The sequence below is a fragment of the Streptomyces sp. R11 genome (assembly GCF_041051905.1).
Taxonomy (GTDB): Bacteria; Actinomycetota; Actinomycetes; order Streptomycetales; family Streptomycetaceae; genus Streptomyces.
On the sequence record NZ_CP163432.1, the window covers coordinates 1,178,322 to 1,190,361 of the forward strand.

Here is a 12,040-nt window from a genome sequence, read left to right on the forward strand (position 1 = left end):
ACGGCGTTCCGTTCGAGCTCCAAATCTGGTCACTGTCAGACAACTTGGTCTTCAGGAGGCCCGATGTCCCCGCACGCCACCGGCCGGCGCCACGCCCAACGTCTCGTCGCCGGGGGCGTGCCCCTCGCCGTGATGGGGGCGCTCGCGGCCGCCGGTCCCGCCGCCGGCGCGGGGGACAAGGGCAGCATCGCGAGCAAGAGCCGCGCTGCACACGTCGTGCAGACGGCGACGCTCGGCGACATCCCGCTCGGCGCGTTCAGCAACGCCCTACTGCCCGGCAGCGTGGGCAACGACCGGGGTGTGGACCTGGGTGGCATCGGCAGCGACATCTACCCGGCGGGCCGCATGGGCGAGTTCTGGACCGTCACCGACCGCGGCCCCAACGGCCAGATCAAGGTGGACGGCACCAAGCGGCGCACATTCCCCGTGCCCGGCTTCGATCCGGCGATCGTGAAGATCCGGGTGGCGGGGGACACCGTGCGGGTGCTGGACGCGATCCCGATCACGACCGCTTCCGGGAAGCCCGTCACCGGGCTGTCGAACCAGGCGAGCCGCGACGAGGCGCCGTACTCCTATGACGCGCGGACGCCTCTGGCGTACAACCCGAACGGGCTGGACACCGAGGGCATCGTGCGGGCCGCCGACGGGAGCTTCTGGCTCGTCGACGAGTACGGGCCCTCCCTTGTGCACGTCTCCGCGCGCGGGAAGGTCCTCACGCGCTACGTTCCCAAGGGGCTCGGCCTCACCGGCGCGGGCTACCCGGTGGTGGAGGCTCTGCCCTCCGTCCTGCTGCACCGGAAGATCAACCGCGGCTTCGAAGGGCTCGCCCAACTGCCCGGCGGCGACCTGGTGATGGCCGTGCAGAGCCCGCTGTCCCTGCCGGACACGGATGCCGGGGAGACTTCTCGCACCACGCGCCTGCTGCGCTTCTCGCCGAAGAAGAAGGCGGTCACCGCGGAGTACACGTACCGCTTCGATCCGGTGAACGTGGTGGACCCGAGCGAGGACGACACCTCCGAGCTGAAGATCTCCTCGGTCGTGGCCGTGGGTGGCAATCGGCTGCTGGTCGAGGAGCGCACCGACAAGGCCGCGCGGGTGCATCTGGTGCGCCTGGACCGTGCGGCGAACATCCTCGGCGGTCCCTGGGACGACGACACGACGTCACCGTCCCTGGAGCAGCTCGACGACCCGGCGGCCTCGGGTGTGCCGGTGCTGTCGAAGCGGCTGGTCGTCGACCTGGGTACGGTCAAGGGGGTGCCCGGGAAGATCGAGGGCGTCGCGCGCGTGGACCGCGACACGCTGGCCCTCATCAACGACAACGACTTCGGGATGACCGACGGCGAGGGCGCGTTCGACGCCCAGGGCAGGCTCGTCGACAGCGGTGTCGAGACGTCGGTGATCTACGTGCGGCTGCCGCACGGCATCTGACGACCTGGGGCAGCTCGCCCGCCGAAGACGGGAGCCACGACCTAGGGCAGCTCGTCCGGAAGCGACGGGAGCAGCGATTCGAGATCACTCGGAAAGCCGCTCGGCAGCTCGGTGGGGAACCCCGACGGCAGGTCGGTCGGGAACCCCGACGGCAGTGATGTCGGCAGTTCGCTCGGCAGCTTGCTGGGGAGCTCGGTCGGGATGCTGAAGGACGGCCCGGGCGAGCTGCTCGTGCTCTCGGCGGGCGACTTCTCGTCGGGCGAGTCGTCGCTCGCGGAGACCAGCAGGACCACGGCCACCACCGCTCCGACGGCCACGATCGCGGCGAGCAGAATGAACAGCGGATTCCGCCGCCTTGGTCCACCGCCTCCGTCGGGCGACTCCGAGGGCGGCCAACCACCGTACGCGGGTGGGCCGCTGTCCCCCGGAGGGGGGCCGTAGCCTCCAGGAGGCGGTCCGAAGCCACGGCCCGGTGGGGGCGTGTCACCCGGCGGTCCTGGCGGCTGAGGCGGTACGGGCGGCATGGCCATACCGACAAGACTCGCCTCGCACCGGTCAGGACGCGAGCCCTTCTCGGGAGTTGATACGGGCCCATGCCGTGGAGCACATGGTTCCGGAACATTCCGAGCGGAGACCGGTCGACTACCGGCACCAATCCACGGCATTCATTGCCCGTCCCGCGTGTGACTGGCCTCCAGGCAGGCGGGTCACACGCGGGCACGCGCGCGGGGCCTCAGCCGCGCGCACCCAGCAGGTGGTCCATCGCCAGCTGATCGAGATGCTCGAAGGCCATCCCGCGCGCGGCGGCCGCCTCGACGTCGAACTCCTCGAAGGCCGTGCGGTCCGCGAGCAGCGACTTCAGGCCGTCCGCCGCCGTCGGCTGCGCCAGCTCGACCAGGCGCGCGGCACGCAGAGCCTCCTGGACCTCCGGGTCGGCACGGAAGGCGGCCGAGCGCTCCTTGAGGATGAGGTAGTTGCGCATGCAGCCCGCGGCCGACGCCCACACGCCGTCGAGATCCTCGGTCCGCGGCGGCTTGAAGTCGAAGTGACGGGGCCCGCTGTAACCGGCGCTCTCCAGGAGGTCGACCAGCCAGAAGGCGGCACGCAGGTCGCCGGCGCCGAAGCGCAGGTCCTGGTCGTACTTGATGCCGGACTGGCCGTTGAGGTCGATGTGGAAGAGCTTGCCCGCCCACAGCGCCTGCGCGATGCCGTGCGGGAAGTTGAGCCCGGCCATCTGCTCGTGCCCGACCTCGGGGTTGACGCCGTACAGCTCCGGACGCTCCAGGCGCTCGATGAACGCCAGCGCGTGCCCGACGGTCGGGAGCAGGATGTCGCCGCGCGGCTCGTTCGGCTTGGGTTCGATGGCGAACTTGAGGTCGTAGCCCTGGGAGGTGACGTACTCGCCGAGGAGGTCGAAGGCCTCCTTCATTCGGTCGAGAGCCACACGTACGTCCTTCGCGGCGCCGGACTCGGCACCCTCGCGCCCGCCCCAGGCGACGTAGGTCCTGGCGCCCAGCTCGGCCGCCAGGTCGATGTTGCGGATCGTCTTGCGCAGGGCGTAACGGCGCACGTCGCGGTCGTTTGCGGTGAACGCGCCGTCCTTGAAGACGGGGTGGGTGAAGAGGTTGGTGGTGGCCATCGGCACCTTCATGCCGGTGGCGTCGAGTGCCTCTCGGAAGCGCTTGATGTGCGCCTCGCGCTCGGTGTCCGATGACCCGAAGGGGATCAGGTCGTCGTCGTGGAAGGTGACGCCGTGGGCGCCGAGCTCGGCCAAACGCTGCACTGTCTCGACCGGGTCGAGTGCCCGGCGGGTGGCGTCGCCGAAGGGATCCCGTCCCTGCCAGCCGACGGTCCACAGGCCGAAGGTGAACCTGTCCTCGGGGGTGGGCTGGTAGCTCATGCCGCGGCTCCTCGCTTGCTGAAGACTGCTTGCTACGACTATTTCGTCATGGCCGTTTACAAATTAGTATGCCGACGCGTCCCTGGGAAGGGACAAGATGTCCCCGAAGGGGTGAGGTCCGGGTCTTGACGCTCCGGGCACCCTCGAAACAGCAGGCCGGTTCCCGCCGAGCCGCGGAAAGGGAGAGCCCGATGTCAGCAGCCGAGGGTCCGCTCGTCGTCGGCGTGGACACGTCCACCCAGTCCACCAAGGCGCTGGTCGTCGACGCGTCGACCGGGCAGGTCGTCGCGAGCGGCCAGGCGCCGCACAGGGTCTCCTCCGGCGCCGCCCGCGAGAGCGATCCACGCCAGTGGTGGGACGCCCTGTGCGAGGCGCTGCGCCAGTGCGGCGACGCCGCGCACGAGGCCGCGGCGGTGTCGATCGGCGGGCAGCAGCACGGCCTGGTCACGCTGGACGGCCGGGGTGAGCCGGTGCGTCCGGCGCTGTTGTGGAACGACGTGCGCTCGGCGCCGCAGGCCCGTCGCCTGACCGAGGAACTGGGCGGCGCGAAGTTCTGGGCCGAGCGCACGGGCTCCGTCCCGGCCGCCTCCTTCACGGTCACCAAGTGGGCCTGGCTCGCGGAGAACGAGCCGGAGTCCGTCCGGGCCACCAAGGCCGTACGTCTCCCCCACGACTACCTCACCGAACGCCTCACGGGGCAGGGCACCACCGACCGCGGCGACGCCTCCGGTACGGGCTGGTGGGCGTCGGGGACGGAGTCGTACGACGAGGAGATCCTCGCGCGCGTGGGGCTCGACCCGGCGATGCTGCCCCGTGTGGTCCGGCCCGGCGAGATCGCGGGCACCGTGCGCGACAGCCACGAGCTGCCGTTCTCCAAGGGCACCCTGGTCGCGCCCGGAACCGGGGACAACGCCGCCGCGGCACTGGGCCTCGGTCTGCGGCCCGGCATGCCCGTACTGAGCCTCGGCACCTCGGGCACGGTGTACGCCGTGTCGAGGCGGCGCCCCGCTGACCCGACCGGCACCGTGGCGGGCTTCGCCGACGCGCACGGCGACTGGCTGCCGCTTGCCTGCACCCTGAACTGCACACTCGCCGTCGACCGCCTCGCGACTCTGCTGGGCCTCGACCGCGAGGCCGTGGAACCCACCACGGGTCTCACACTCCTGCCCTACCTGGACGGCGAACGCACCCCGAACCTGCCGAACGCCTCCGGTCTGCTGCACGGTCTACGCCACGACACGACCGCCGGCCAGCTCCTGCAGGCCGCCTACGACGGCGCCGTCCACGCGCTGCTCGGCGCCCTGGACCTGGTCCGGGACGAGGACGCGGACCGCTCCGCGCCGCTGCTGCTGATCGGCGGCGGCGCACGGGGTACGGCCTGGCAGCAGACCGTACGACGACTGTCGGGGCGCCCGGTGCAGGTCCCCGAGGCCAGGGAACTGGTCGCGCTCGGAGCCGCCGCCCAGGCGGCCGGCCTGCTGACCGGCGAGGATCCGGCCGCGGTCGCCCGGCGTTGGAACACCACGCGCGGGCCGGTGCTGGACGCTGTAGAGCGGGACGACGAGACGCTGGCCAGGATCAGCGGGGTACTCTCCGACGCGGCCCCGCTGCTGGAGCGGAACCCCGAGGCTCACTGAGGACTGACGAGGATTGACGGAGGCATGACCGCACCGCTGCACGAGGCCCACCCGACCGGAGCCGGGCGCGCGCTGCCGGACACCCAGCAGGGCATGCGCCGCCGCAATCTCGCCCGGGTGATGCACACCGTCAGCGCCGAGGGTCCGCTCTCGCGTGCCGCCGTCGCCTCCCGTATCGGGCTCACGCGCGCGGCAGTGTCCACCCTGGTCGACGAGCTGATCCGCTCCGGCCTGCTGGAGGAACTCGGTCCCGAGCGGCCCGGCCGGGTGGGCCGCCCCGGCTCGGCGCTGGCTGTCAGCGGGCACGGTCCGGCCGGGATCGGGGCGGAGGTCGGCGTCGACCATCTCGCCGTCTGCGCGGTCGATCTGCGCGGCGAGGTGCGGTCCCGGGCGGTACGGCACGGCGCGAATCGGGACCGGGCGCCCGCACCGGTGATCGCGGAACTCGGCGAGCTGGTGCGCCAAGTCGTCGCCGAGGCCGAGCACGAGGGACTGTGGCCTGCCGGTCTGGCGGTCGCTGTGCCGGGTCTGGTGGCGCGGGACGCCTGCACGGTGGTGCGCGCCCCCAACCTCGACTGGCGGGACACGGACGTCGGCGGTCTGCTGCCCGTGGACTTCCCGCTGAGCGTGGGCAACGAGGCCAACTTCGGCGCACTTGCCGAGCTCTGGCTCGGCGACGGCACTCCGCGCGACTTCGTGCACGTGTCGGCGGAGATCGGCATCGGTGCGGCGGTCGTGGTGGACGGCGGGCTGCTGCGCGGGACGCACGGTTTTGCGGGCGAGTTGGGCCATGTGCCGGTCCAGCCGGACGGACCCGCGTGCCCGTGCGGGGGGCGCGGGTGCCTGGAGCAGTACGCCGGTGAGGAGGCGGTGCTGCGCGCGGCCGGGCTGGAGCCGGGCGAGGACCGCGTCGGCCTGCTCGCCGATCGTGCCGCCGAGGGCGACGAGGACGTACGGCGCGCTCTGCATGACGCCGGAACGGCGCTCGGCATCGCGCTGACGGGCGCGGTCAATCTGCTGGACCCGGAGAGCGTGGTGCTGGGCGGCGCGCTGGCGGGGCTGGCACCGTGGCTGCTGCCGTCGCTGGAAGCCGAGCTGGACCGACGCACCGCGGGGCCGGCCTGTCCGGTGTCCGTGTCGCGGCTTGGGCCGGAGGGGCCGTTGCTGGGGGCAGCGCACTCCGTGGTGCGGGCGGTACTGGACGATCCTGCGGCGGTGGCCGAGCGGGCCTGAATCCGACAGAGCTGGGCACGGAACCAGACCGACTCCCGGGCGTCCGGCGGCAGCTGGCCTGCTTCGATTCCACAGCTGGCCCGATTTCAGAATCCGCAACGGGCTCGGACTTCCGAGTCCACAACGGGCCCGATTCCAGGGTGAGTTCACTCGTGTGAGTGAGCGAGATATCCACAATCCCGCCGCTGTCCACGGAAACCGACGCTCGCTTCTGCCCGACCCACCGGCGCCGTACCGTGATTCACGCGAGCCGCAGTCAGCGCAGGGCTACGGCGCGACGCGTGATCGTTCCATGCGCCACCTGCCCCCCTGCCCGCTGTCCCACCTGCCCCAACTGTCCCACCGGCCTTCCGCAGAACGGAGCTGTGCAGCGATGAGCGACCCCAGGATCCTGACCGTGCGCCCCGAGCCCGGCGAGTACGCGTGGACGTTCGGCGGCGCACCGCCTGTGTCCCGCATCGCGCCCGGCACGGTTCTGGACCTGTACACGGAGGACTGCTTCGCCGGGCGGGTGCGGTCGGAGAAGGACCTGGTGTCCGAGGTGTGCGAGTTTCCCTACCTCAACCCGCAGACCGGACCGTTCCACATCGAGGGCGCCGAGCCCGGGGACACCGTCGCCGTGCACTTCGTCTCGATCGAACCTGCCCGGGACTGGGCCGCGTCGACCACAGTCCCCCTGTTCGGCGCGCTCACCTCCACGCACACCACGGCCACGCTGCAGCCGCCGCTCCCGGAGACCGTCTGGATCTGGCAGCTCGACCGGACACGACGTACGGCGTTGTTCCGGGCCCATGACAGTGACATCGAGGCGGAGCTGCCCATGGACCCGATGCACGGGACCGTGGGAGTTGCTCCCGCCAATCTGGAGGTGCGTTCCGCCCTGGTACCCGACGCGCACGGCGGGAACATGGACACGCCCGAGATGCGGGCGGGCGTGACCTGCTATCTCGGGGTGAACGTCGAGGGCGCGCTGCTCAGTCTCGGCGACGGACACGCCCGGCAGGGCGAGGGCGAGACGTGTGGTGTGGCGGTCGAGTGCGCGATGAACACCGTGGTGATCGTCGAACTGCTCAAGGGACTTGCCACACCATGGCCCCGTATCGAGTCGGACACCCACATCATCTCGACGGGCTCGGCCCGGCCGTTGGAGGACGCGTTCCGGATATCCCAGCTCGACCTGGTGCAGTGGCTGGTGCGTGACTACGGGTTCAGCGAGCTGGACGCCTACCAATTCGCGACCCAGGCCGTCGAGTCACCGCTGGCCAACGTGTGCGACACCAACTACACGTGTGTGGCCAAGATCCGCAAGCAGTGGCTGCCGGCCCGTGAGACGCACCGCGGAGTGCAAGCGCGACTTCGGGAAACGGCAGCGGCTCTGAGTTGAGCGCGCCGGCCGACCTCAGCCGCTGAGCCCCGGGCCACTCTGCGCCGAAGGCGCAATCCCCTGACACTGAACGGCAATCCTCCGCCCCGGAAAGGCAAACCCCTTTGGAACGCGCAAGACCACGCCCCAGCCGCCGGCTGATCCTCCAAGGCACCGCACTCGCCGCCGTCCCATATGTCCTGCTCCCCGAGCGACCGGCCGGTGCGCATGTCCCCGCACCGGACTACGCGCCCGCCGTGTGGCGCCCGGCGAGCTCCGACAACTACACGGTGGCGAGCCACCCTGCGGTCCGCCCCGTGGATCGGGTGATCATTCACGTGACGCAGACCACCTACACCAAGACCCTGTTCGTCTTCGAGAATCCCCGAAAGCACGTGTCCGCGCACTACGTCGTCCGGTCGGCCGACGGACACACGTCACAGTGCGTCCGCGAGGCGGACATCGCCTGGCACGCCGGGGATTGGGAGCACAACACGCGCAGCATCGGCATAGAGCACGAGGGCTGGGTCGACGAGCCCTTCTACTTCACCGACGTCATGTACGAGACGTCGGCCCGGCTCACGGCTGCCATCTGCACCAGGTACGGCATACCGAAGGACCGCGAACACATCATCGGCCACCACGAGGTACCGGGCACCGACCACACCGATCCCGGCCCGCACTGGGACTGGGAGCGCTACATACGGTTGGTCAACGCGGTCTGAGGCTTCACGTGGGGTCACCGGCGTGGCCATCGTTCGGGTGACCCGGGTCGAAAAGGTTGTCCGCGTGCGCACCCGGAGTGACGATGTCCTCAGCCACATCGCCTTCCGGGAGGCCGAGTTGACCGATCCATGGGTGGCTCTGGAGCCGGGAGCCGACCCTGCCGAGCGGGTACGGGTGCTGCGTCATGCGCATGAGACGTTCACTGAGGTGGGCACGGTGCCGAAGCCGGTGCGTGCCGTGGTGGCCGACTCGTGGCGGCGTTCGGCGCGGGCGGGTGTGGGTCCGGACGGAACCGCGAGCGTGGAGCTGGCGGACGGCGATCTCGGCGCCTATCGCGCTGAGCATCCACTGGCGCGGGTGATGCCGCTGTTCCGGGAACTGTTGGGCACCTTCGCCGCCGACGGGGAGCATCTGCTCGCGGTGTGCGACGCGCACGGCAGGCTGCTGTGGGTCGAAGGCGATCCGACGACCCGGCGCAAGGCGGGACGGATGAACTTCGTGCCGGGTGCGCGGTGGGCGGAGACCGCGATGGGGACGAACGCGCCGGGCACGGCGGTCGCGGTGGACCGGCCGGTGCAGGTGTTCGCGGCCGAGCACTTCATCCGCCGGGTTCAGCCCTGGACCTGTGCGGCGGCGCCGGTGCACGATCCGCGCACGGGGCGGGTACTGGGCGCGGTGGACATCACCGGCGGCGACGGGCTCGCGCATCCGCACAGCCTGGGGTTCGTGCAGGCGGTGGCGCGGGCCGCGGAGTCCCAACTGGCGCTGCTCGCCCCGCAGGTGCCGGCCGCCGACACGCCCGAGCTGTGCGCGCTGGGCCGCGACGAGGCACAGTTGCGCATCGGGGGCCGCCGGGTCAGGCTCAGTCGCCGGCACAGCGAGATCCTGGTGCTGCTGGCGCGCCACCCGGAGGGACTGACCGGTGACGAGCTGCTGTGTGCGCTGTACGAGGACGAGTCGGTGACGCCGGTGACCTTGCGGGCCGAACTGGCCCGCCTGCGCCGGATCCTCGCCCCCGGGCTGCTCGGCTCTCGGCCTTACCGGCTCACGGTGCCGGTCGAGTCGGACGTGGCGGTCGTCGAACGCCGTCTGAATGCCGGTGCGGTCACTGGCGCGGCCATGACATACGCCGGCCCGCTGCTGCCCGGCTCCCAGGCACCGGCAGTGGTGCGGCTCCGGCGGCGCCTCGCGGACGGGGTCCGAACGGCGTTGATCGCCCGCCGTGATCCCGACTTGCTGGCCGACTGGGCACACGCGCCGTGGGGCGAGGACGACCTCGACGTATGGCGGGCGCTGGCGGCGGTGCGTCCGACGTCGGCGGTCCGGTCGCGGCTGGCCGCGCTGGAGTCCGAGCTCACGGCACCGACCGCTTGGGAGCGCCGCCCGGCCCGCTGACCGAGCTCCGGTCCGCCGACAGACCTTCGGTGCTCCGGCAGAACCTCAGGCGCGCGCAACGTACTTGCAACCTCGCCGTCCCTAGCCTCGCGCCGAGAGCTGCCCAACGGCGGGCAGCGCTTCTTCGGGAGGCAGAGCAGTATGACCCGTTACGCGGCGCCCGGCACCGAGGGTGCGATCGTCTCCTACCAGGCGCGCTACGACCACTTCATCGGCGGTGAGTACGTGCCGCCGATACAGGGGCAGTACTTCGAGAATCCGTCGCCGGTGAACGGGCAGCCGTTCACCGAGATCGCGCGGGGCACGGCGGCGGACGTGGAGCGGGCGCTGGACGCGGCGCACGCGGCCGCCCCCGCGTGGGGCCGCACGTCGGTGACCGAGCGGGCCGACATCCTGCTCAAGATCGCCGACCGTATGGCGGCGAACCTGGAGCAGTTGGCGGTCGCGGAGAGCTGGGAGAACGGCAAGCCGGTGCGCGAGACGCTGGCGGCGGACATTCCGCTGGCCATCGACCACTTCCGCTACTTCGCGGGCGCGATCAGGGCTCAGGAGGGGTCGCTCGGCGAGGTCGACGACGACACGGTGGCGTACCACTTCCACGAGCCGTTGGGCGTGGTCGCGCAGATCATCCCGTGGAACTTCCCGATCCTCATGGCGACATGGAAGCTCGCCCCCGCGCTTGCGGCCGGCAACGCGGTCGTACTCAAGCCGGCCGAACAGACCCCGGCTTCCATCCACTACTGGCTCAGCCTGGTCGCCGACCTGCTCCCGCCCGGCGTGCTCAACATCGTGAACGGCTTCGGCGTGGAGGCGGGCAAGCCGCTGGCGTCGAGCCCCAGGGTGGCCAAAGTGGCGTTCACCGGTGAGACCACGACCGGCCGGCTGATCATGCAGTACGCCTCGGAGAACATCACCCCGGTCACCCTCGAACTCGGCGGCAAGTCACCGAACATCTTCTTCGACGACGTCTGGGCGGCGAACGACGAATTCCGGGACAAGGCACTCGAAGGCTTCACGATGTTCGCGCTCAACCAGGGCGAGGTGTGCACCTGCCCATCCCGGGCGCTGGTCCAGCGCGGCCAGTACGCCGAGTTCATGGAGGGGGCGGTCGCCCGCACGGAGCAGATCAAGAGCGGCCACCCGCTCGACACGGACACGATGATCGGCGCGCAGGCCTCCAACGACCAGCTGGAGAAGATCCTCTCCTACCTGGACATCGGTCGGCAGGAAGGCGCCAGGGTTCTCACCGGCGGCGAACGCATCGAGCACGACGGGGAGTTGAAGGGCGGCTACTACGTCCAGCCGACGATCTTCGAGGGCGACAACCGCATGCGGATCTTCCAGGAGGAGATCTTCGGCCCGGTCGTCTCGGTGACCTCCTTCGACGACTTCGACGACGCCATCAAGATCGCCAACGACACACTGTACGGCCTCGGCGCGGGCGTGTGGACCCGCGACATCAACACCGCGTACCGCGCGGGCCGCGCGATCCAGGCGGGCCGCGTGTGGACGAACTGCTACCACGCCTACCCGGCGCACGCGGCGTTCGGCGGCTACAAGGGGTCGGGCATCGGGCGTGAGACGCACAAGATGATGCTGGAGCACTACCAGCAGACGAAGAACCTCCTGGTGTCTTATTCGCCGAAGAAGCTGGGCTTCTTCTAGGCACCGATGAAGAGGGCGCCTGAACAGGGAAACATCCTGTCAGGCGCCCTTCGCTGCGCAGAGCTGGGCAGCGAGCCACCTCGCCCTCCGGAGTGATCCGACCACCGCACCGCCGAAGACAGGGCCGACGCCACAGGCACCCGCTGCCCGGCCGACCTCGGTGCGCACTCGCCCCTGACCGTTCGACTGCCGTTGCGATGCCTCGGACATGCGCGAGCCATCGCGCTCTTGCACCGTCCATATCCTGGGATTGGGCTGCTTGGGAGCGTCCGTCACTTCTCGCGAGGACTACGCTGTTGTGCAGACGTCCCAGACCCCGGCGGCACGCTGTTGCTGAACACAGATGGCTGCGGGGTGCGGACTTTTCGTCTGTCGCCCGGCGCATCCCTGGAGGGAACTGGGTGGGTCCTCTGTCCTGCTGCGCAGGCTGTCGGACCGGCCCGGCCGTTCTCTGCCTCTGCCGAAAAACACGCCCCTGCCGGGAGCCCGCCCAGGGGGCCGGAACTCCGGCCCACCGTGCCCGCTGCCGGCTGATCTTTCCGAACCGAGGCGTCATGCCCCTCTCACGGCTCGCCGTCCACCGCCATGACCGAAGGAAAGCCGACACCCCGGCCGCGCCCCTTCCGGCCCAGCGGCACAGGTCTGTCCCACTTGCACCTGTTCTCTGGGGAGACGTGCGATGAGGGCCGAACC

9 protein-coding genes are annotated in these 12,040 nt (G+C 70.7%); 7 read left to right on the forward strand and 2 right to left on the reverse strand.

The window, feature by feature from the left end; all coding sequences use genetic code 11:
• Positions 1–63 precede the first annotated feature (63 nt).
• Positions 64–1,428 (forward strand): esterase-like activity of phytase family protein, encoded by a 1,365-nt coding sequence (locus tag AB5J55_RS05395; RefSeq protein WP_369269552.1) that lies wholly within the window; start codon positions 64–66, stop codon positions 1,426–1,428.
• Between the two features lie 41 nt (positions 1,429–1,469).
• Here AB5J55_RS05395 and AB5J55_RS05400 read toward each other — a convergent pair whose 3' ends face one another.
• Together AB5J55_RS05400 and xylA are read right to left on the reverse strand one after the other, a co-directional pair.
• On the reverse strand, positions 1,470–1,745 hold the full coding sequence (locus AB5J55_RS05400) for a hypothetical protein (protein ID WP_369269553.1): 276 nt from the start codon (positions 1,743–1,745) through the stop codon (positions 1,470–1,472).
• 416 nt (positions 1,746–2,161) lie between these two features.
• The gene (gene xylA, locus AB5J55_RS05405; protein ID WP_369269554.1) at positions 2,162–3,328 is read right to left on the reverse strand and encodes a xylose isomerase; all 1,167 of its coding nucleotides are present in this window, start codon (positions 3,326–3,328) and stop codon (positions 2,162–2,164) included.
• Positions 3,329–3,519: 191 nt separating this feature from the next.
• Here xylA and xylB point away from each other — a divergent pair, with 191 nt between their 5' ends.
• The 6 genes from xylB (at position 3,520) to adh (ending at position 11,347) form a co-directional block, all read left to right on the forward strand.
• On the forward strand, positions 3,520–4,965 hold the full coding sequence (gene xylB / locus AB5J55_RS05410; protein WP_369269555.1) for a xylulokinase: 1,446 nt from the start codon (positions 3,520–3,522) through the stop codon (positions 4,963–4,965).
• 24 nt (positions 4,966–4,989) lie between these two features.
• Positions 4,990–6,198, forward strand: a complete 1,209-nt coding sequence (locus AB5J55_RS05415) for an ROK family protein (RefSeq protein WP_369269556.1) — start codon at positions 4,990–4,992, stop codon at positions 6,196–6,198.
• 373 nt (positions 6,199–6,571) lie between these two features.
• Entirely contained in the window at positions 6,572–7,582 is a 1,011-nt protein-coding gene (locus tag AB5J55_RS05420) for an acetamidase/formamidase family protein (protein ID WP_369269557.1), read from the forward strand.
• A gap of 104 nt (positions 7,583–7,686) precedes the next feature.
• Positions 7,687–8,286 carry an N-acetylmuramoyl-L-alanine amidase gene (locus AB5J55_RS05425; protein ID WP_369269558.1) on the forward strand — a complete coding sequence of 200 codons (600 nt, stop codon included), beginning with the start codon at positions 7,687–7,689 and terminating at the stop codon, positions 8,284–8,286.
• A gap of 118 nt (positions 8,287–8,404) precedes the next feature.
• On the forward strand, positions 8,405–9,682 hold the full coding sequence (locus tag AB5J55_RS05430) for a GAF domain-containing protein (protein ID WP_369276100.1): 1,278 nt from the start codon (positions 8,405–8,407) through the stop codon (positions 9,680–9,682).
• A gap of 141 nt (positions 9,683–9,823) precedes the next feature.
• The gene (gene adh / locus AB5J55_RS05435) at positions 9,824–11,347 is read left to right on the forward strand and encodes an aldehyde dehydrogenase (protein WP_369269559.1); all 1,524 of its coding nucleotides are present in this window, start codon (positions 9,824–9,826) and stop codon (positions 11,345–11,347) included.
• Positions 11,348–12,040: the final 693 nt, after the last annotated feature.

Coding starts and splice junctions, on each gene's coding strand:
- xylA (WP_369269554.1), bottom strand. CDS start 3,328: ATGAGCTACCAGCCCACCCCCGAGGACAGGTTCACCTTCGGCCTGTGG.
- AB5J55_RS05415 (WP_369269556.1), top strand. CDS start 4,990: ATGACCGCACCGCTGCACGAGGCCCACCCGACCGGAGCCGGGCGCGCG.
- AB5J55_RS05420 (WP_369269557.1), top strand. CDS start 6,572: ATGAGCGACCCCAGGATCCTGACCGTGCGCCCCGAGCCCGGCGAGTAC.
- adh (WP_369269559.1), top strand. CDS start 9,824: ATGACCCGTTACGCGGCGCCCGGCACCGAGGGTGCGATCGTCTCCTAC.
- xylB (WP_369269555.1), top strand. CDS start 3,520: ATGTCAGCAGCCGAGGGTCCGCTCGTCGTCGGCGTGGACACGTCCACC.
- AB5J55_RS05395 (WP_369269552.1), top strand. CDS start 64: ATGTCCCCGCACGCCACCGGCCGGCGCCACGCCCAACGTCTCGTCGCC.